General features: G+C 70.4%; 17 protein-coding genes and 4 pseudogenes. 8 read left to right on the top strand and 13 right to left on the bottom strand.

All coding sequences use genetic code 11. From position 1 onward, the window contains the following. Window positions 1-8 precede the first annotated feature (8 nt). Both AB0D34_RS35180 and AB0D34_RS35175 read left to right on the top strand, forming a co-directional pair. Window positions 9-565 (top strand): annotated as a pseudogene (locus AB0D34_RS35180) (YceI family protein); the annotation flags it as partial. A gap of 319 nt (window positions 566-884) precedes the next feature. Then, window positions 885-1,991 (top strand): FAD-dependent oxidoreductase, encoded by a 1,107-nt coding sequence (locus AB0D34_RS35175; RefSeq protein ID WP_362669179.1) that lies wholly within the window; start codon window positions 885-887, stop codon window positions 1,989-1,991. Window positions 1,992-2,163: 172 nt separating this feature from the next. On the opposite strand, the pseudogene AB0D34_RS35170 reads toward AB0D34_RS35175, so the two are convergent. From AB0D34_RS35170 to AB0D34_RS35160, 3 genes and pseudogenes are all read right to left on the bottom strand, one after another. Further along, window positions 2,164-2,946, bottom strand: a pseudogene (locus tag AB0D34_RS35170) (Tat pathway signal sequence domain protein); the annotation flags it as partial. 39 nt (window positions 2,947-2,985) lie between these two features. Beyond that, a pseudogene (locus AB0D34_RS35165) lies at window positions 2,986-3,213 on the bottom strand (hypothetical protein); the annotation flags it as partial. Window positions 3,214-3,331: 118 nt separating this feature from the next. Next, window positions 3,332-4,063, bottom strand: coding sequence for a DUF6250 domain-containing protein (locus AB0D34_RS35160; RefSeq protein WP_362669177.1), 732 nt, complete (start codon window positions 4,061-4,063; stop codon window positions 3,332-3,334). Window positions 4,064-4,318: 255 nt separating this feature from the next. Between AB0D34_RS35160 and AB0D34_RS35155 the strand changes: the two genes are divergently transcribed. After that, window positions 4,319-5,965 carry a rhamnogalacturonan lyase B N-terminal domain-containing protein gene (locus AB0D34_RS35155; RefSeq protein ID WP_362669174.1) on the top strand — a complete coding sequence of 549 codons (1,647 nt, stop codon included), beginning with the start codon at window positions 4,319-4,321 and terminating at the stop codon, window positions 5,963-5,965. A gap of 399 nt (window positions 5,966-6,364) precedes the next feature. On the opposite strand, the gene AB0D34_RS35150 is transcribed toward AB0D34_RS35155, so the two are convergent. Both AB0D34_RS35150 and AB0D34_RS35145 read right to left on the bottom strand, forming a co-directional pair. Then, window positions 6,365-7,042 (bottom strand): response regulator transcription factor, encoded by a 678-nt coding sequence (locus AB0D34_RS35150; protein WP_362669171.1) that lies wholly within the window; start codon window positions 7,040-7,042, stop codon window positions 6,365-6,367. A 142-nt stretch (window positions 7,043-7,184) separates the two neighbouring features. Continuing rightward, window positions 7,185-8,201, bottom strand: a complete 1,017-nt coding sequence (locus AB0D34_RS35145) for a serine/threonine-protein kinase (RefSeq protein ID WP_362669168.1) — start codon at window positions 8,199-8,201, stop codon at window positions 7,185-7,187. A 126-nt stretch (window positions 8,202-8,327) separates the two neighbouring features. On the opposite strand from AB0D34_RS35145, the gene AB0D34_RS35140 reads away from it, so the two are divergent. Further along, a complete protein-coding gene (locus AB0D34_RS35140; RefSeq protein ID WP_362669166.1) occupies window positions 8,328-9,179 on the top strand; it encodes a hypothetical protein in 852 nt (283 codons plus the stop codon). A 366-nt stretch (window positions 9,180-9,545) separates the two neighbouring features. Here AB0D34_RS35140 and AB0D34_RS35135 read toward each other — a convergent pair whose 3' ends face one another. Further along, window positions 9,546-10,391 (bottom strand): helix-turn-helix transcriptional regulator, encoded by an 846-nt coding sequence (locus AB0D34_RS35135; protein ID WP_362669164.1) that lies wholly within the window; start codon window positions 10,389-10,391, stop codon window positions 9,546-9,548. Window positions 10,392-10,494: 103 nt separating this feature from the next. Between AB0D34_RS35135 and AB0D34_RS35130 the strand changes: the two genes are divergently transcribed. Next, entirely contained in the window at window positions 10,495-11,202 is a 708-nt protein-coding gene (locus tag AB0D34_RS35130; protein WP_362669162.1) for an SDR family NAD(P)-dependent oxidoreductase, read from the top strand. 13 nt (window positions 11,203-11,215) lie between these two features. Here the strand turns inward: AB0D34_RS35130 and AB0D34_RS35125 are convergent. From AB0D34_RS35125 to AB0D34_RS35105, 5 genes and pseudogenes are all read right to left on the bottom strand, one after another. After that, a pseudogene (locus AB0D34_RS35125) lies at window positions 11,216-11,533 on the bottom strand (FAD-binding protein); the annotation flags it as partial. A gap of 15 nt (window positions 11,534-11,548) precedes the next feature. Further along, complete coding sequence (locus AB0D34_RS35120; protein ID WP_362669160.1) at window positions 11,549-12,295, bottom strand: GntR family transcriptional regulator; 747 nt, start codon at window positions 12,293-12,295, stop codon at window positions 11,549-11,551. 129 nt (window positions 12,296-12,424) lie between these two features. Continuing rightward, window positions 12,425-13,618: a CaiB/BaiF CoA-transferase family protein gene (locus tag AB0D34_RS35115; RefSeq protein ID WP_362669158.1), complete on the bottom strand. Its 1,194-nt coding sequence runs from the start codon at window positions 13,616-13,618 to the stop codon at window positions 12,425-12,427. A 147-nt stretch (window positions 13,619-13,765) separates the two neighbouring features. Further along, complete coding sequence (locus tag AB0D34_RS35110) at window positions 13,766-14,035, bottom strand: hypothetical protein (protein ID WP_362669156.1); 270 nt, start codon at window positions 14,033-14,035, stop codon at window positions 13,766-13,768. A gap of 430 nt (window positions 14,036-14,465) precedes the next feature. Next, window positions 14,466-14,924, bottom strand: coding sequence for a MarR family transcriptional regulator (locus AB0D34_RS35105; protein ID WP_362669153.1), 459 nt, complete (start codon window positions 14,922-14,924; stop codon window positions 14,466-14,468). Between the two features lie 121 nt (window positions 14,925-15,045). Between AB0D34_RS35105 and AB0D34_RS35100 the strand changes: the two genes are divergently transcribed. Continuing rightward, window positions 15,046-15,399, top strand: coding sequence for a hypothetical protein (locus tag AB0D34_RS35100; RefSeq protein ID WP_362669151.1), 354 nt, complete (start codon window positions 15,046-15,048; stop codon window positions 15,397-15,399). Between the two features lie 16 nt (window positions 15,400-15,415). On the opposite strand, the gene AB0D34_RS35095 is transcribed toward AB0D34_RS35100, so the two are convergent. Next, complete coding sequence (locus tag AB0D34_RS35095; protein WP_362669149.1) at window positions 15,416-16,405, bottom strand: helix-turn-helix domain-containing protein; 990 nt, start codon at window positions 16,403-16,405, stop codon at window positions 15,416-15,418. A 119-nt stretch (window positions 16,406-16,524) separates the two neighbouring features. Continuing rightward, on the bottom strand, window positions 16,525-17,502 hold the full coding sequence (locus tag AB0D34_RS35090; protein WP_362669146.1) for an alpha/beta hydrolase: 978 nt from the start codon (window positions 17,500-17,502) through the stop codon (window positions 16,525-16,527). Between the two features lie 248 nt (window positions 17,503-17,750). Here AB0D34_RS35090 and AB0D34_RS35085 point away from each other — a divergent pair, with 248 nt between their 5' ends. Next, a complete protein-coding gene (locus tag AB0D34_RS35085) occupies window positions 17,751-18,719 on the top strand; it encodes a TerC family protein (RefSeq protein WP_362669143.1) in 969 nt (322 codons plus the stop codon). A gap of 90 nt (window positions 18,720-18,809) precedes the next feature. Next, window positions 18,810-19,691 (top strand): LLM class F420-dependent oxidoreductase, encoded by an 882-nt coding sequence (locus AB0D34_RS35080; RefSeq protein ID WP_362669140.1) that lies wholly within the window; start codon window positions 18,810-18,812, stop codon window positions 19,689-19,691. Window positions 19,692-19,777 lie beyond the last annotated feature (86 nt).

Here is a 19,777-nt window from a genome sequence, read left to right as displayed (position 1 = left end):
TGAACACCATGGCCCTCGCACTCCTCAGGCGCAGGCGGTCCAAGCCGCCCTTGCCGAGGCGGCGGGCCTCTCCGTCCCCCTGCCGCCCGGCGCCGGCGCCGTGACGCGTGAGATCGTCGACCCCATGGGCTCGCCCATGGCGGGCGCGGACGTCACCGTCACCGCCCTGGACACTCTCCGGGTCGCGGCGCGGGGGACGACCGACCCCTACGGCTGCTTCGTCGCCGTACTCCCGCCCGGCCGCTACAGCCTGCTGGCCGCCGCCGAAGAACTCCAGCCGCACCGCGAGACGGTCGATGTCGCGCCGAACGGGATGACCCCCGCCGAGCGGGTCTGGCTCCAGCCGGCGCAGGCGCTCCAACTCCCTTCGCCCCGCGTCTGGTTGTTCGATCCGCCGCACACCGCGATCCGCTTCATCGCCAAGCGCGTCGGCATGGCCCACGTCCACGGCCGCTTCGAGCGGTTCGACGGCGGCATCCAGATCGCGCAGGACATGTCCCAGAGCCGCGTCCAGGTCCGCATCGACGCCTCCAGCATCACGACCGGCAACACCACGCGCGACAACCGTCTGCACTCGGCTCGACCGGCCCATCGCCCATCACGACGCCGGCCCGTCCTGGCCACCGCACGGTCCCCGCGCGGAGCGGCCGCCGCACCCGCAGGGCTGCACCACCCGCGCCGCCCTCGACATCGCCGACGCGCCGGCCAACTCACCGTCACCGGAGGGCACATCACACACCGCCGCCGCTGACAGCTTCACAAAAAACACACACGACCCGACTGACACTTGAGGTTTCAAGGGTTACGCTCACCGGCATCCGAGTGCTCGGGGGAGCGGCTCGTCCGCTGGCGCTCCCTCCCCCCACGGTTTCAGGAGTCTCGGCGTGAGTGACGGCGATGTAGTGGTGATCGGCGGCGGCTATGCGGGCGTTCGGCTGGCGAAACGGCTGGACGCGACGGCACGGGTAACGCTCGTGGACCGCAAGGAGGTCTTCTTCCATCGCATCTCCTCGCTGCGGGCGGGGGTGCGCAAGGAGTGGACCGTGACCCCCTTCATCCCCTACGACCGGCTGCTGCGCCACGGCCGGGTCGTTGTGGGCAAGGCGGTCACCATCGACACCGCCGAGCGCCGGGTGCTGCTGGCCGACGGGACGAGGCTGCCGTACGACGTCGTGGTGATCGCGACCGGCGCCGACTACCCGGCACCGGCCCGGTTCGCCGGGAGCACCACCGAGGAGGCGATGAAGTCCTTCAGCGAGCACCAGCAGAAGATCGCCTTCGCCGAGCACATCCTCGTCGTCGGCGGTGGTCCCTCCGGAGTCGAGCTCAGCGCCGAGATCCGGCTGGCCCGGCCGGAGGCCCGGGTCACGCTCGCGCACTCCGGTTCCGCGCTGCTCGGCAACACGGGCAGCGAACGGGCCGGGCGCAAGGCGAAGGCCTGGCTGGAGGCCCACGACGTGGAGGTACGGCTCGACTCCTTCATGTCCCCGGGCAACGAGTTCGGGACCTACCGCGACACTCGCGGTGGCGTCATCACCGCCGACCTCTCCTTCTTCGCCACCGGCACCACCCCCAACACGCTCTGGCTGCGCCTGGGCGGACACGGCGACTGGCTGAACCCCGCGGGCCATGTGAAGGTCGACCGCACGCTGCGGGCCGAGGGTCAGCTGGACGTCTTCGCGGTCGGCGACGTCAACGACGCCTCCGAGCTCAAGATCACCCCGGCCGCGCTCGCCCAGGCCGACCTCGCGGCCTGGAACATCCGCGCCCACCTGAACAGTTCGGGCCGGCACCGCAAGGAGCCGCGCTTCTACCGCCCCATCCACCGCACCCCGCTGATCGTGCCCTTCGGTCCGGCCGACGGGGTGACCATGCTGCCCGTACCGGGCGGCGAGACCGCGGTCCTCGGCGGCCGCACCACCACCCTGGCCAAGGCGAAGACCCTCATGACGCCCTACATGCGGCGCCAACTCGGATACACGGCCGCCTGATCGGTGCACACGCCGTCCGTGCCCCCGAGCGCTCCTCCTGGAGAGCTGGTCAGATGCATGCAAGGCGACTGTTCCCAGACCGCGCGCCCGCCGAGAAGGCACGCGCAGCCTGGGTCGCCGCGCCGGGCCCGCACCGGTCCGGTGCGGGCCCGGCGCGGTGCGGCCCGGCGCCTCAGTCGAGCGCGTCGCCGACGAGAGCGAGGTCCTGGATGGCCGCGAGACCGTACAGCGCCGTGGAGTTGGTGCTGATCCAGGTGGCGTCGGACCCGGGATTGAGCACGGCGGGGCCGTTGATCTTCGTGGTCGCCCAGGGGGTGCTCGCGTCCGGGTAGCCGTCGCCCGTGCTGAACTTGGTCCAGGCCCGGGTGGCGAGTGCGGCCTCGCCGGTGAGGCTCGCCGCGTACGCGTCCAGGCGGGAGTGGCCCTGGACCAGACTTGCCTTGAAACTCGTGCCGTAGCGGGCCTTCTGCTCGGCGGGGAAGGCGTTGTAGTAGCGGCAGTAGTCCAGCCAGGCGGCCCGGAACCCGGGGATGTCGCTCTCACCGAGGGCGCCGATCAGCTCGGCGGCCAGTTCGGGCAGGCCGAAGCTGGCGGAGAGGTGGGAGACGGCGACGACCGGGGCGGTCTGGATGGCGAAGGCGCCCGTGTCGAGGTCGTACAGACCACTGCCCTGGACGAAGCCGTTGGGCTGTGCGGCGATGGTCGAGGCGCTGGCCAGCAGCTTCTTCTTCGCCGTGCGCCACTTGGGGCCGCGCCGCTCCCACTCGGTCCACCAGGCCCAGCCGAGCCCGCTCCAGTCGGTGCCGAAGCCGATGGACAGGGCGTGGCGGTCCCTGGGGGTGTAGCCGTCGGTGCGGACCTTGCGGTTGGGATCGTGTGCGCCCGCCTTGGCGATGCTGACCTGGATCACGCCGGTGTCGACGTCGATCGTGCCGCCTCGGGTGTCCACGGTGAGCGCGGTGTCCGCCTTCGTGGGCGTGCCCGCACTCAGGGTGTAGTTCTCGGCGGGCTCGGCGGTGGCGCCGACCGCGTGGGCGGTCCATTTCAGGGTGCCGTCGGGCCAGTAGGCGGTGGGCCAGGACTGGACGGGGACCGCGGTGCCGTTGCCGGCGGTGAGGGCGAAGGTCTGGTCGGCGCGGAGCGTGCCCTTGGGCCAGGCCACGCCGAAGGTGGTGCCGGGGGCCTCGGCCGGGGTGCCGCCCTCCAGCCAGGTGAGCTTCACGGGGTCGGCGGGGGCTTGGGCCGGCGCCGCCGCGGCCGGGTCGGCGGCGAGTGCCCAGGAGAGCTGGGTCGCCACGACTGTCGCGGCTGCCGCCTTGAGAGCGTCTCTGCGCGATATCTCAGGCACCCTGACCACCCTGGAGCCGCCAGACGCGGAAGTCGGTGATGTGGAAGTGACTCCAGGTGGTGCGGAAGGCGAACCAGCCGCTGGTGTACGGGTCTTCGTCGATGTAGTCGAAGACCAGTCGGCCGTTGTCCCAGTACTGGATGTGGTTGCCGTCGGAGACGATCCGGATGCGGTTGGGCTCGTTCGCGGTGAGCAGCGGCGAGGTGTAGTCGTAGATCAGCGGCCGGGAGCCCGCCGTGCCGACGTAACGGCGAAGGCGGGTGGTGGTGTTGGAGTTCGCGCCGAGGCCCGCGTAGTACGTGGTGAGCTCGTCGTAGTCGGCGAGGGCTCCGCTGCGGGTGGTGGCGAACAGGTTCTGCGGGGACCGCGGGTCGCGGGCGTTCCAGAAGGAGTTCAGGTCGCTGACCCGGTCGTTGGCACCGCCCGCCGAGACGGGGGTCGCCGTGAAGTCGATCTCGTAGCGGCCCGAGAAGGGCCGCTTGAACCAGACAGAGGCCCCGGCGGGCACGTCGACGTCGAGTACGCCGTGCTTCGCCGTGACGCTGCCGCCCTGCTCCAGCTCGGCCGACCACTGGCCGGTGCCGTGCCGGAAGTCGTCGCGGGCCAGCAACTGGCTGTGGCAGTAAGGCCCTTGATGGTTCGGCGCGGCGGCGGCATCGGTGGGCAGTGCGGTGGCGACCGCGGCGGCGAGGCTCACCACAACGGTGGCCCAGGTCAAGCGCATCGGAAGATCCCTTTCTGTGGACGGACGGAAGCGTACGGAAACAAACCCTTCCCACCGGGAAATGCCACAGAAGTGAAAAGAAGCGTTCATGATCAAGCGGATCCAGCCCCGGATCCCACATCTTGGGACTGGGTGTGACCTGCTGTTTCAGCTTTGTGATCATCGATTGTCGATCTTCGTGCGGAGCCCTTCGGGAGGGCAAGCTCGGGCTGCCCCTCCCTCGAACTCCCTCCTCCACTCACAGGAGTTGACCGCATGTCGTTCGACAGCCCGCTCTCCCGCCGTACCGTCCTCGCCTCGGCAGCCGGACTCGCCCTGGCCCTCGCCACTCCCGTCACCGCCTCGGCCGCGAGCTTCGGCTACACGGACGACGGGACCCACTACGTCGTCGACACCGGAGCCGGTCTGGTCTTCAAGGTCGACCACGGCAACGGCGACCTCTCGTCCTTCGTCTACAAGGGCACCGAGTACCAGGGCTACGACGGCAAGAACTCCCACATCGAGAGCGGCCTCGGCACCTCGACGGTGACGGTCTCCACCCCTGCCACCGGAGTCGTCCTCATCAAGGTCGTCCATGGCACCCTGATCCACTACTACGCGGCGCGCAGCGGCGAGAACAACATCTACCTCTTCACCTACAAGGCCGACACCTCCGTCACCGCCAGTCGCTACATCGCACGCCTCAAGCCCGGCATCTTCCCGACCACCTACCCGGACACCTGGTCCAACTCCGACACCGTCATCGAGTCCGCCGACGTTTTCGCGAAGGCCGACGGCACCACCAGGTCCAAGCACTTCTCCGACCTGCGGACCATCGACTACGACTACTTCGGCTTCAGTGCCTCCGCCGCCTCGATCTGGGTCGTACGCTCCAACAAGGAGAAGGACTCCGGCGGGCCCTTCATCCGTCAACTCCTGCGCCACGGAAACGAGTCAGGAGCCGGGCTCTACGAGCACCTCTACTACGCCGAAGGCCAGACGGAGGCCGAGCGCTTCGGTCTGCACGGCCCGTACGTCCTCGCCTTCACCGACGGGTCCGCGCCGACGACCGCCGTGTCCGGCCGCGACAACACCGCCTGGGTGGACGCCCTCGGCCTGACCGGCTGGACCGGCGCGAGCGGGCGCGGACGGATCGTCGGCAACGGCCTGGCGGGACGGGACACTTCATCCCCCTATGTGGTGGGTGTGTCCAACGCCGTGGCGCAGTACTGGGGGAAGGCCGACGCGAGCACCGGCAAGTACGCGGTCAGCGGCATCCTTCCCGGCACCTACACCCTCACCGTCTACAAGGGCGAACTCGCCGTGCACACCCAGGACGTCACGGTCACCGCCGGCGCCGCCACCAGCGTGCACACCATCACCATCACCGGCGATCCCACCGCCGACACCGCCATCTGGCGCATCGGCGACTGGAACGGCACCCCGGCCGGCTTGAAGAACGCCTCCCTCGTCACCCACGCCCACCCCTCCGACTCCCGGGCCGCCGCCTGGACCGCCGGCACCTACGTCATCGGCACCTCGACGGCCTCGGCCTGGCCCGCCTACCAGTTCAAGGAGATCAACCAGGGCCTGCTGGTCTCCTTCACCCTCACCGCGGCGCAGGCGGCAGCCGACCGCACCCTGCGCATCGGCGTCACCACGGCCAAGGCGAACGGCCGCCCTCAGATCACCGTCAACGACACCTGGACCTCCACCATCCCGGCTGCCGCCACCGAGCCCTCCACCCGCACCCTGACCGTGGGCAGCTACCGAGGCAACAACCACACCTACACGTACGTCATCCCCGCCGCCCAGTTGCGGACCGGCACCAACACACTGCGGATCGACGCCGCCAGCGGCTCGGCGGGCGGTGGGGGCTACCTCAGCCCCAGCTACGCCTTCGACGCCCTGGACCTGCTCTGACTGTCGCGTAGGCGGGAACCTGACAGCGCTGAGGGAAACGAACCGTCGTAGACACGGGCTGGGGGCAGCGGGCTGTGCACGACGAGATCCGGGTAGCCCTCGATGTCCCGGTGATACGGGACGCCGTAGCGGATGCGATGGGCGTTGGCCGTCAGCGCGCTGAACCGGAGGAGCCCCGCGGCAGGCTCCGGTCGTCGAGCGTGGCCGGGTGCCGTCCGGCGGCGCCCGGCCGGACCGGTGCGGCCCTGCCCAGGATCGTGCACAGGAGCGGGTGTTGCGCAACTGCGGTGGGGCGAGTTCGGCCTGGGCGGGCCGGTACAGGAAGTGGCACCACGGCCACAGCGGCGGCAGCGGGTCTCCAGGCGGGCGGGACGGGGCTGATACGTATCAGAGGCCAAATCAGGCGTGCAGGACGTGCTGGGTAGGTCTGACCAGCCCCGACTCGTAGGCGAAGACCACCGCCTGCACCCGCCCGCGGGCGCCGATCTTCGTGAGGATGCTGCTGACGTGGGACTTCACGGTGGTCGGAGCGATGGAGAGACGGTCGGCGATCTCGGAGTTGGAGTCGCCGGAGGCGACCGCGGTGAGGACGTCACGCTCGCGTCCGGTGAGGGTGTCCAGCCGGTTGCCCGGCGGGTGGCTCTCCAGGGCACGCTGGTTGCGGACCGCGTCGATGAGGGCGCGGGTCAGTCCGGGGGAGACGACGACGTCACCGGCGGCCACGACCCGGACGGCCGCGACCAGTTCGTCGGCGGTGGCGCCCTCGGGCAGATGCCCGGCGGCTCCGGCGCGCAGGGCGCCGTAGGGGTAGGTGTCGGTGTCCGTGGTGAGGAGCAGGACGTGCGGGGCGGGCCCGTCGGGGACCTGGGCGAGACGGCGGACGGTCTCGACGGTGTCCGGTTCGGCGCTGCGGCCGTCCAGCAGGACGACGTCCGGCCGCAACAGGGCGCTCAGCCGGATCGCCTGCGACCCGTGCGACGCCTCGCCGACGACGGTCAGGTCGGGCTGGGACTCCAGGAGCATACGGAGGCCGACACGCTGAAGTGCCTGGCCGGTGGCGATGAGGACGCTGGTCATGGCGCGTGCTCCATCCTCGTCCAGCGGCAAATCTGCTGAACGAAACGGTTTCGTTCTCGTGGGAATCAGAGTAACTCCGCGGGTATCGAAACGGGAGCGTATCGATTGTGGGGTGGGTCACATTCCGCTTGTGTTTGGCTTCTCAGGGAGCCGTCGTCGCTGGTGAGGAGGGTGGCCGGGAGGTGCCGGCGACCGTCGGGGGCGGGGTGGTCTCCGGCAGCCGGGTCTCGCCGCCGGGTGGAATCGCGGTCACGATCATGACGGCGGCGACAGCCGCGGCGGCGATCAGGACCAGCGCGATCAGGAGCCGGGAGTGCGGGTCGCGGGCGGGCCCTCCGGTCGGACCCGTCGGTTCGGGTGCCGAGGCCAGCGGAGCCAGATACGCTGCGATCTCGTCCGCGCCGGGCCGCAGCGCCGGATCCTTGTGGAGGAGCCGGCGCAGCAACGGCGTCAACGGGCAGTCCACGCCCGGTAGTTCGGGCTCCTCGTAGACCACCGCCAGCAGTGTCGCCGGCATCGAGGGGCGGGCGAAGGGGGAGCGGCCGGTCAGGGCCGTGCAGAGGGTGGCGCCCAGGGACCACCAGTCCGAGGCCGGACCAGGATCGGCCCCCGTGGTTCGTTCCGGGGGCATGTACTCCGGGGAGCCGATCAGCGCGCCGTCCCTGGTCAGCCCCTGGGTGTCCTGGAGGGCGGCGATCCCGAAGTCGGTGAGCACGACCCGGTTTCCGGGGCCGAGCAGGACGTTGCCCGGCTTGACGTCACGGTGCAGCACCCCGGCGGCATGTACCCGGCGCAGCGCCTGGGTGAGCGCCAGTCCGACACGGGCCGTCTCGCGTACGCCCAGCGGACCCCGGTCGGTGACGGTCCGCTCCAGCGAGGGGGCCTCGATCAGCTCCATCACGATCCAGAGCCGGTCGTCTTCCTCGGCCACGTCGTAGACGCGGACCACGCCCGGATGGTCGATACGCGCACCGGCCCGCGCCTCACGCAGCGCGCGCTCGCGGCGGGTCCGCTCGTCGGGGTCCGTGCCCGGCCCCTCCAGGTACAACTCCTTGACCGCGACCGGGCGTTCCAGCACCTCGTCGCATGCGCGCCACACCCGCCCCATGCCGCCCTGCCCGACCCTTTCCGTCAGGCGGTAGCGGCCTCCTATCCGCATGCGTGTTCACCTCCCCGCCCGCTTCCATGACAACACGGCCGACCCTGTCCGCGGCAGGGGGCAACCCGTTCGCGAGCAGCGGCGACACACCAGTGAAATCCCGCCCCCACGAAGGGAGTTCACTCCATGCGCACCCGTATCGTGCGTTTCGTCACCGTCCTCGCCGCCCTGCTCGCGGTGCTCGCCGCACCCGCCGTCACGGCGACCCCGGCGCAGGCGGCGGACAACTGGAACCCGCCCGCGAACCTCGTGCAGCCCCTGGGCGAGGTGTGGAACCACGTCGAGTCGACCTACCCCGACCTCTACGGCTTCCGCAACTACGGCTGGGACCAGGTCATGGCCAACAAGGGAAGCGTCAACTACTGCGTCCGCTGGGAGTCGGACGCCCCGGTCAGCGCCGCTCTCCGGGACCAGGTCCACGCGGCGCTGAAGAAGCAGTTCGGCAAGTGGATGGCGGCCATGCTCGACAACGGCACCGGCACCAACGCCTGGCCCTACACCACGGTGCCGGTCAACATCGTCGGCTGGGCGGTGAAGAACCGCTCGACCCTGCAGTGGACCGACAACTCGGTCGACATCTACGCCGGAAACCTGGACGACGGCGGTGCCCCGCAGTGTGCCCCCGACTGCGGCCGCTTCTTCCATCAGGACGGCAACTACTCGAAGTGTCCCGGCGGTGTGGCCCGCCACTACGACCAGTCGCTCTGGCTGACCAAGGGCTTCCAGGGCGGTGCCGGGGGTGACTGGGGCCAGCGTGTCGGCCAGGAGTACTTCACCGGCGCCCTGGCCCAGGAGAACATCCATATCTATCTCCACGAGGTCGGCCACACCTTCGGCCTCGACGACTTCTACGACTGGACCCCGACCGGCCAGTGCTGCTTCCTGATGAAGGCGGGCAGCGCGGCCCAGATCACCGAGTTCGACAAGTGGATGCTGCGCGACTTCTGGCGCCACCTGAAGAGCCGGTACGGCTACTGAAGGCGCGGGCGGTCGGGGCCCTCGGCCGCCCCTTCCGTGCCCGATCCGGTGCGAACCATTGACGTGGCGGGTTCCGGCTCGCGGACCTACGGCGCGGGCCGGATCACCTACGTCGGCACGGTCCCGGAGCCCGCCTTCGTGCGGGCGCTGTTCGAGTGGGCCGCGCCCGCGGAGTGGCGTCCCGCGCACCCGAGTGTCACCGCCACCTCGGCCACCGCACCGGACGGCCGCCGGGTGCGCTTCCGGCACAACTGGTCGTGGGCCGAGGCGACGATGCCACTGCCGGCGCCGGTCCGGGACGTACTGACGGACGCGGTGTACGGGGACGAGGTGACTCTCGGCCCCGTGGGACGTGAAGGTGCTCCGCTAGCTCTTCGCGACCAGGTTCTGGGTGCCCAGCACCGAGAGCAGCCGCAGCTTCTCGGCGGCCTCGGTGCCGGGCTCGGCCGAGTAGACCAGGATGTGAAGGTCGTTCTCCTCCACCCGGAGAAGGTCGCAGTCGAGGGTGATCGTGCCCACCTGCGGGTGCTCGACCGTCTTGTGGGAGGCGGCGAGACGGCCCACCACCCCCGCGTCCCACAGCTCGGCGAACCGCGCGCTCTTCGCGCGCAACTCGGCGATGAGGTGGGGCAGTTGACGGTCGGCGGGATAGCGGGCCGCGGTCGCGCGCAGTTCGGCGACCATGCCGGCCTCGAAAACCCGCCGTTCCTCCGGTGTGTGCCGCACCCGGCTCGGCATGCCCGTGAAGTTGCGCCACACAGTGTTGCGTTCGAAGCCGTGCAGGGCGGACGGGTCACCCATCAGCGCCGCGTACATCGGGTTGGCCAGCAGCAGCGTCATGGCCGCGTCGGAGACCGCGACGGGAGTGTCGACCAGCCGGTCAAGGAGCCGCTGCACGCTGGGCGTGATGTGGCCGGGCACTACGTCGGGGCCCGGCGGTACCAGCCCCGCCAGCCCGAAGAGGTACGTCCGCTCGTCCCCCGACAGCCGCAGTGCCCGGGCCAGCGCCTCGACGACCTGAGCGGACGGGTTGGCCGCCCGCCCCTGTTCGAGACGCGTGACGTAGTCGACCGAGATGCCGGCCAGCAGGGCCAGTTCCTCACGCCGCAGCCCCGCCGCGCGGCGCTGACCGCCGGTGGGCAGTCCGGCCGCGTCCGGGCGGACCCGGTCCCGCCAGCGCCGCAGCGCCTGTCCCAGTTCTGTCGCCGCCATGCCCCTCAGTGAACACCGTCGGGCGTCGATGTGCCTGGTACCGCCAGTCCCAGGAAGAAGGGTCTCCTGGCTGTCCCCGCCGCGGCGCAGCAACCTGGACGGCATGACGACAACACTCATCACCGGAGCGAACAAGGGCATCGGCTTCGAGACCGCCCGCCGACTCATCGCCGCAGGTCACACCGTCTACGTGGGTGCCCGTGACGTCCAGCGCGGCCGACGCGCCGCCGACGAACTCGGCGCCCGGTTCGTCCAGCTCGACGTCACCGACGACGCCTCCGTGGAGGCCGCCGCCAAGGCAGTCGAGGCCGACGGCGGCCTGGACGTCCTGATCAACAACGCGGGCATCGAGACCAGGACGGAGGACAACAGTGTGCCGGTGGCCGCGACCGTGACCGCCGACCAGATGCGCAACACCTTCGAGACGAACGTCTTCGGTGTGGTCCGCGTCCTGCACGCCTTCGTGCCGCTGCTCCAGCGCTCGACCGCGCCCGTCGTGGTCAACGTCAGCAGCGGCCTGGGCTCACTCACCCACCTCTCCGACCCCGACCACCCCGCGCACTTCTACCCGGGCATCGCCTACCCGACGTCCAAGACGGCGCTCAACATGCTCACCGTGCAGTACGCGAAGGCATTCCCGGCCATGCGGATCAACTCCGTGGAACCCGGCTTCACCAAGACCGACCTCAACGGCAACACGGGCACACAGACCGTCGCGGAGGGCGCCGAGATCATCGTCCGCATGGCGCAGGTCGCCGCGGACGGCCCGACCGGCGGCTACTTCGACGTCAACGGGCCGTTGCCGTGGTGACGCAGAGCTGAACTCAGCCCTTGCGGGTGTTGATCTCCTCGGTGAGGGCGGGGACGACGTCGAAGAGGTCGCCGACGACGCCGTGGTGCTGGATCGCGCCGGAGATGCCGTGGGCGATGTACAGCTGCGGCGACATGCTCTTGCCGGTCTGGCCGACCTGGTTGGTGTGCGGGTATCAGCCCGCGTCCACCGCGGCCCGGGAGGCAGGACGCCCGGTAGACTCGCGCGGGGTGCGGCCGGTGACCTTGGTGCCGGTGGCCGGCGCGGAGAAGGTCACACTCAGCTCCGACACGTCACTGGCAGCCGGGGCGGCCTCCACGGCGGCGGAGTTGCTGGTGACAAAACGTCAGCGCCCGCTGCGCCGCAGCCGCACGCGGTACGAGTAGTGCTCGGGTAGGAAGTGACTGACGGCCAGCTCCACGAGCTGTCCGGCGGCCGACTCGTAGGCCCGGTCGATGCGCAGCAGTGCACGTCCCGGTTCGCAGCCGAGGTGTCCGGCGATCTCGGCGCTTGCCGCCGCGACCGTGATGCTCTGCTCGGCCTCGGCGATCGGCTCGGGAAGCCGTTCGTCGAGCAGGCCGATGACGGTGGTGGCTCCTGCGGCGCCCGGCTTCGCCAGTTCAGGGACCGGCTCCAGCAGCCGGCCGACCTCCGGCGGCAGGAAGACGCAGGTGTGGCAGAACGCGGTGTCCTCGTGCAGCCGTAGAAACGCCATCATGTGCACCCGGTCGGTGTGCAGGCCGAGGCGGCCCGCCGCGTCGACGTCCACCCGTCGGTGCAGGGGAGTGACGACGTCCATGCGGGTGTCGAGGGACAGCCCCATCAGGTCGTCCACCGAGCCGAACTGGCGCAGGTACTGCTCCTCACGCGGAGTGGCGAAGGTGCCCCGGCCCGGGACCCGGTGCACCAGGCCCTCGGCGACCAGGTCCTGGAAGGCCCGCCGTACGGTCTGCCGGCTGATCCCGAACCGTTGGGCCAGCTCGGCCTCCGTGGGCAGCCGGACGCCCTCCGGGAAGTCCTGGCGCAGGATGGCCGTCCGCAGCTCCCGGGCGAGCCGCAGATAGATGCTGTCCCGCTGGCTCTGCTCAACCATCGAGACCACCCCGCGCCGCCAACTGCACCGCGTCGCTGTGACCTCCGTAAATCCGCACATCGTCGGAGAGGATGTCCAGGACGCTCATGGCTCGTGTCTCCGTTCGGGAGTGGGGGCGGGGGCGGGTGCTCAGACGACCGAGTCGGCGCGCAGCGCCGCGATGTCGTCGCCGGTGCGGCCGAGTTCGGTGAGGATCGCCTCCGTGTGTTCGCCCACTGCCGGGACGGGGTCCATGCGCGCGGGCAGCCCCGCGAGGTCGGCCGGCGGCAGCAGCGCCTCCACCGTGGCCCCGCCGGGGACGGCCACTTCGTGCCAGCGGCCGCGGGCGGCCAGGACCGGGTGGTCGAGGAATGCGGCGACGTCGTTGACCCCGGCGCAGGCGATGCCGATGTCCTCCAGGTCCTCGAGAACGCTGACGGCGTCGGAGCGCGCGATCCGCTCGGCCACGATCGCGTTGAGCTCCTCGCGGTGGGCGACCCGGTCCGAGCCAGTTGCGAAGCGGGGGTCCTCTGCCAGTCGGGGGCGGCCCAGGAAAGTGGAGCAGAGGACCAGCCACTCGCGTTGGTTCTGGATGGAGAAGAGCACGTCCTTGCCGTCCGCGGCCGTGAAGGCGCCGTACGGGGCGATGGTGGCGTGCTGGGTGCCCAGGCGCGGCGGCTGACTGCCCCCGTAGCGCGTGTAATTGGCCGGCTGGCTCATCCACTCGGCCAGTGCCTCGAAGAGCGACACCTCCACCGGGTGAGCCGTGCCGGTGGTGGCGCGCACGTACAGGGCGGTCAAGATGCCGCTGTAGGCGTACATCCCCGCCGCGATGTCCGCGACGGAGATCCCCACGCGCGCGGTCTCCTCGGCGGTCCCGGTCAGCGACACCAGGCCCGTCTGGCACTGCACCAGCAGGTCGTACGACTTGCGATCGGCCCACGGCCCGTCCGTGCCGTATCCGGAGATCGTGCAGGGGATCAGCCGCGGCCACCGTGCGGGGAGGACGTCCACGCCCAGCCCGAGCCGGTCGGCCGCGCCCGGCGCCAGGTTCTGGACGAACACGTCGGCACCGTCGAGGAGTTGACGCAGGATCTCAAGGCCTCGCGGGGCCTTCAGGTCCAGCGTGAGTGATTCCTTCGACCGGTTGAGCCACACGAAGTAGCTGGAGTGGCCGTGCACGGTCGTGTCGTAGCGCCGGGCGAAGTCACCGTCGCCCGGTCGTTCCACCTTGATCACCCTGGCGCCGAGGTCGGCGAGCTGGCGGGTGGCGTAGGGCGCGGCCACGGCCTGCTCGAGGCTGACCACCGTGACCCCGGACAGGGGAAGCTGAGGCACGCTCATGCGGCCCTTTGTACGGCCAAATCCGAGAGGGTGTCAACGATCGCCGTAGCCCCGCCACCTGTGCTCTTCACCACCTCATGGCTGTCCGGCAGGTCACCTCACCGCCGGGGCGAGAGCTTTGTACGGCCCTTCGGAAGGGCCGCCATATCAGTTCTGACGGTCCGGATGGCACAGCACCAGAACCGCGCGGGCGACCAGCTCTCCGGCCCCGCCCAGCTCCTGGCGGTAGCGGTCCGTGATGTCCCGTACGGTCTCCACGAAGCCGGGGTCGACGGCGCGGGCCCGGGCCGGGGCGGGGAGTTCCTGAGCCATCTCCCGTCGGCGCGCGAGCAGCGCGATGATCTCCTCGTCGAGACGCTCTATCCGAGTGAGTGACATGTCTTCCCCCGGGGCGGTGGCGGTGGCCTGGTTCGTCATGACGCTGGATCTCCGTTCCTCGGCCGCGAAACACGGCGCGTTCCGGCACAGCTGGTCCTCCAACACCTTGCCCGTCGCGCTTGGCGGCAATTCCTCCCGGAACCCGACGGTCCGGCGGCACGCGCCACCGCCGGGTGCTCAAGGGGGAGCCTTCGTTCTCGGCCGGGGGTGTGGAGGCCGCCGTTGACGAACACCCGAAGGGGCCCCTGATCGACGCCACGGTCAGCGGGGAGGAACCGGCGGCCGCCAAAGGCCGCCCGTGGTGATGGCCGGGGGTGAACCCGGCTCCGCCGCGACTTCGGCGTCGACCCCGACGGCCCGGCCCGTGTCATCACGCGCGGCAGCGGCCTCGCCAGACGGCACCCCGGAGCGCCGACACGGCCGCCGAAGCGGTGCTCACCCCGACGAACGGCGTCCTGTCACCCCTGACTCAAGCCGGTGCGCGAAGTGACTCCAACGCCCGGACGAGAGGCGCGAGTTCGGGGTTCTTCACAGCCTCGTCGAGGGCCTCGCGCAGGGCCTTCTCGTTGGTGGGGCGGGCCTCTTCGAGGAGGGTGCGGCCGGCGTCGGTGACATCGGTGTAGATGCCGCGGCGGTCGGTGGGACACAGATAGCGGGAGAGCAGCCCGCGGTCCTCCAGGCGCGTCACCAGACGTGTGGTGGCGCTCTGGCTCAGCACGACCGCGTCGGCGACCTGCTTCATCTGCAGATGCCCGCCCTCCCCGTCATGCTGCCGTCCCAGCACGTCGAGCAGTGAGTACTCCCGCACACTGAGGTCGTGCCCGGCCTGCAGGGCCCTCTCGACATGGGCCTCGATCCGGCCGTGCAACAAAGAGAGCGCGCACCACCCCTGAGCGAGGGCGGTCATCGCGGGGTCTGTGGCGGTCATGGGGCCTGCTTTCCTCCGTCCCGATACGGGTACGTCCAGGATATTGCATCTCTGAAACTTCCAGCGTCTGCTTCTATAGAGCGCCCGCAAGTACCCGCCCCGCAAGCAGAGAGCGACGCCCATGACCGCCCGGCCCACCACCACGACCCTCTGGCGCCCGACCGGCCCCAAGGAGCTGGACCTGGTCCGGGAGCTCGCCTGGCGTGCCTGGCCGCCGAGGCTGCCCGATCAGCCGATCTTCTACCCGGTGCTCAACGAGGACTACGCGATCAGGATCGCCCGCGACTGGAACGTCAAGCACGAGGGCGCCGGTTTCGTGACCCGCTTCGAGGTCGAGTCTGACTTCGTCAGCCGCTGTCCCGTCCAGCAGGCGGGCGGCCGTACGATCCTCGAACTGTGGGTGCCGGCCGAGGAGCTCGACGAGTTCAACGCGCACATCGTCGGCGAGATCGAGGTCGTGCACGAGTTCCGCTGACCGTGTCGCCCCGGCGCTACGGTCGCGCCAACTGCCGCATCACCAAAGCCAGTTGGGCCCGCAGCCGACCCTGAGGCGTACGCAGCGGCCAGCCCAGCAGATGCTCGGCGTGGGACAACCGGTCCTGCAGCGTGGAGTGGTGGACGTTGATCTCGGCGGCGGCCGCCCGCAGGCTAGCCGTCGAGACCACGGCGTGCAGGGCGGTGAGCAGCCATGGCGTGGTCGCCGCCGCCACCTCCAACTGCTGGACGTCCGGCGGCGGTTCGGCACCGGGTACGACGAGTTCGGCCAGCAGCGCGACACCGCCCAGCTCCTCGGCGTGCACGACTGCGGGCCCGGGGTCCTGAGCCGTTCCGTCCGCCGTGAACCGCAGCGCGGTGCGGGCGTCGGCCCAGGACCGCGGCAGGTCGAGCACGGGCACGGCGGGGCCCACCCCGACCCGCCCGGCGGGCAGCTCGGCGGCGGGGTGGTCGGGCACGATCCGGGGCCGCCCGTCGAGCCGGGCCAGCACACGCGCGGACGCTGCCGGGTCCAGCCCGAGCCCACGCGCCGCGTGCAGCCGGGCCGTCTCCGGAGCCGTGGCGTCCAGCACGGTCTCGACCAGCGCGGGATCGTCGACGGCAGCACGTCCGCGCGTACGGTCCAGAACGAGCCGTACGGCCCCCGCGGCCCGCTCCAGAATCACCGCGTCGACCACACTCGGCACCGCCGCGTCCTGCTCCAGCCACAGAGCCGCGGCCCCGCCGGGCGCGAGCGCGGCGGACGGCCAGCCGGGATCCGGGGCTGCCGAGGAGTCCCGACGGGTTCCATCCGCCTCGACCCGAACCCGAACCCGCCGCTCGACATCGATCAGCCGCGCAGGCACCCCGGCCAGCACGGCGGCCCCCCGCACGAGAGCTTCCAACCCCGCGCGGGACTCCGACAGCCGATCGAAGTAGGCGATCACCCGGACGGCGGCACCCGCATCCGGATCGAGAGCGGTAAGACGCCCGGCCAGCTCTTTCATAGGCCCATGGTGAGGCATGGGACCACGGAAGCGCCCCTAAAGGGGCGCGGGGAACTGCGCGAGAAACCACGATGGCGCAGCAGACGGCAGGCGACCCGACGTGGCACCCCGCACGCCGTCTAACTCCCCAGCAACCTACGAAGCCACGCCAGATGAGCCCCCCGCGCCGCCTGCGACAACGCGGCCTGCGGAGCGAACCCGTCGAACCCGTGGAACCCACCAGGCCACACATGCAGCTCGGCAACCCCACCGGCCTGCCAGATCCGCGACGCGTACGCCACGACTTCGTCCCGGAACGTCTCCGCGGACCCCACGTCGAGAAACGCGGGCGGCAACCCGGAGAGATCCTCCGCCCGAGCCGCCGCCGCGTACGCCGGAACATCCGGCCCACCCCGCAGCTCACCCAGCAACGCCGTCCACCCTGTCTCGTTGGCCGTACGGTCCCAGACCCCCAGCCCTGCCATCTGATAGGTCGACGGGCTGTCGTTGCGGTCGTCGAGCATCGGGCACATCAGCAGCTGTCCGATCGCCCGCGGCCCCTTGCGGTCCCGGGCCAGCAGCGCAAGCGCCGCCGACAGCCCGCCCCCCGCGCTCGCGCCCGCGATGACGATCCGCTCCGGGTCACCGCCGATCTCCTCGGCGTGCTCCGCGGTCCACACGAACCCGGCGTACACGTCCTCGACCGGCGCCGGATGCGGGTGCTCGGGCGCCAGCCGGTACTCCACCGACACCACGACCGCGTCCAGCTCCTTCGCCCAGGCCAGCGGAGCGTCCACCCCGACCCGGTTGTTGCCGAGGACCATGCCGCCGCCGTGGACGTGGTAGATCACCGGACGCCCGATCCCCGGGGCGGCGGGAGCGGCGGGACGGCAGATCAGCAGCGAGATCTCCGGGGCGCCCTCGGGCCCTGGCACCGACCGGTCCTCCACCTCGAAGAACCCGCCGAGGCTGAGGTCCATGTCGGCCAGCATCTGGATGCCCGGTCCCTGGCGGACGAGGTCGATGTCGTCCAGGGTCATGCCCGGCGAGATCATCTCCTTGATCACGTCGAGGGCGGCGGCGAGTTCGGGATCGAACGGGGGCGGCACATGCGTCATGGCTTCTCCTCACGCGGGGCGCGGCGGCTCGTGGCGTCATGATCGGGGCAACGGCGTCCGTCCGGGGCGCCGCCGTACGGCGGAAGCTGCCCGCCGTACGGCGGGTGACGGCCGGCGGCAATCAGCCATGTCCGGCATGACCTGCGGGTCCTTGCCATCGCATGACCTGTTGTTCACCTTCCGTAGGTGGAAGGCATTCCCGGTTGTGACAACGCTGTCGATGCCCCCCCCATGTATCAGGAGAACCAGTGAACGTCTCTCTCACCGTCTGGCTGCTGACCATCGCCGCCCTGTGCGCGCTGGTCGGCGCCGACTTCTTCATCGGCCGCAAACCCCACGACGTGTCGGTCAGGGAAGCCGGCATCTGGACCGTCGTCTGGGTCGTCCTTGCCTGTCTGTTCGGGCTCGCGCTGTTGGTGTTCGGCGGTGCGAAACCCACGGGTGAGTTCTTCGCGGGATACATCACGGAGAAGTCCCTGAGCGTGGACAACCTCTTCGTCTTCGTCCTGATCATGGGGAAGTTCGCGGTGCCCTCCCAGTACCAGCAGCGGGTGCTGATGGTCGGCGTGATCATGGCGCTCGTGCTGCGCGCCGGGTTCATCGCGGCCGGAGCGGCGATCATCTCCGCGTTCTCCTGGGTGTTCTACATCTTCGGCGCCTTCCTGATCTGGACGGCGTGGAAGCTCGTGCAGGACGCCCGCAAGGGTGGGCATGAGGAGGAGTACGAGGAGAACAAGCTGCTGAAGATGGTGGAGAAGCGTTTCGGCGTGGCCGACCGGTACCACGGCACGAAGCTGTGGATCGAGGAGAACGGCAAGCGGGTCATGACCCCGATGCTGGTCGTGATGCTCGCCATCGGTTCCACCGACGTGCTCTTCGCGCTGGACTCCATCCCCGCCATCTACGGCCTCACCCAGGACCCGTACATCGTCTTCACGGCCAACGCCTTCGCCCTGATGGGCCTGCGGCAGCTGTACTTCCTCATCGGCGGTCTGCTGAAGAAGCTGGTCCACCTCAGCTACGGCCTGTCGATCATCCTGGGCTTCATCGGCGTCAAGCTGGTGCTGCACGCCCTGCACGAGTCCGGGGTCCACGTCCCCGAGATCAGCATCCCCTTCTCCCTCGGCTTCATCGTCCTCGTCCTGACGATCACCACGCTGACCAGCCTGCGGGCCTCGAAGAAGCAGGAGCGGGCGGAAGTGAGCCAGGTGTCCTGAAAGGCGTTGGCAGCGGCCGTACTTGACTTCGAGAGCACTTCAAGTTCTAGCGTCGTCACGACGGTCAGGGTCCCGTGAACGGAGACGGACATGCGCGTGGGCGTGCACATCAACCGGTTCGACCATCCCGCGGGCGGTCCCGCTCTCGGGGCCGAGCTCGCCGCCGCGGGCGCAGCGGCGGAGGCGGCCGGGGTGAGCTGGCTGTCGGTGATGGACCACTACTTCCAGATGGAGTTCAACGGCGGCGCCGAAGACCCCATGCTGGAGGCCTACAGCACGCTGAGCTTCCTCGCCGCCCACACCGAGACGGTCCAGCTGGGCGCGCTGGTGACCGGGGTGACGTACCGCCACCCGGGACTGCTCGCCAAGATCGCGACCACGCTCGACGTGCTCTCCGGCGGCCGGGCCACTTTGGGCATCGGAGCCGCCTGGTACGACCGGGAGCACGAAGGGCTCGGCGTGCCCTTCCCGCCGCTCGCGGAGCGCTTCGAGCGGCTGGAGGAGGCCCTGCGGATCTGCCTCCAGATGTGGGACCCGGCGGAGAACGGTCCCTTCGAGGGCACGCACTACCGGCTCGCCGAGACCCTGTGCGTACCGGCCCCGGTCAGCAGCCCGCGCCCCGAGATCATGATCGGCGGCAGTGGCGAGAAGAAGACCCTGCGCCTGGTCGCCCGCCACGGCGACGCCTGCAACCTCTTCGCCACCTCGCGGGAGGAGGTCTCGCACAAGCTCGACGTGCTGCGCGGCCACTGCGACACCGAGGGCCGGGACTACGACGAGATCCGCAAGACCATGACCTACTCGGCCGACCCGTCCGAGGAAGGCGACCTGGACGCCTTCAGCCGGGACATCACCGCCTACACCAAGCTCGGCATCGACACGGTCATCCTCGCCCCGCGCACCGGCGCCCCCGCCGCGTGGATCGAGACCTTCGCGGCACCCGCCGTGCAGCGGTGCGCGGAACTGGACTAGGCGGTTTCGTTCGGGGCTTTCGGGTGGACCGGACAACCGCCCCCAAACGAAAAGGGGCCGGAGTACAAGACCCCGACCTCCGTTCC

Origin of the sequence: Streptomyces sp. NPDC048420, assembly GCF_040651535.1 — a bacterium.
Lineage (GTDB): Bacteria > Actinomycetota > Actinomycetes > Streptomycetales > Streptomycetaceae > Streptomyces.
This window is presented reverse-complemented; position numbering and strand designations above follow the sequence as displayed.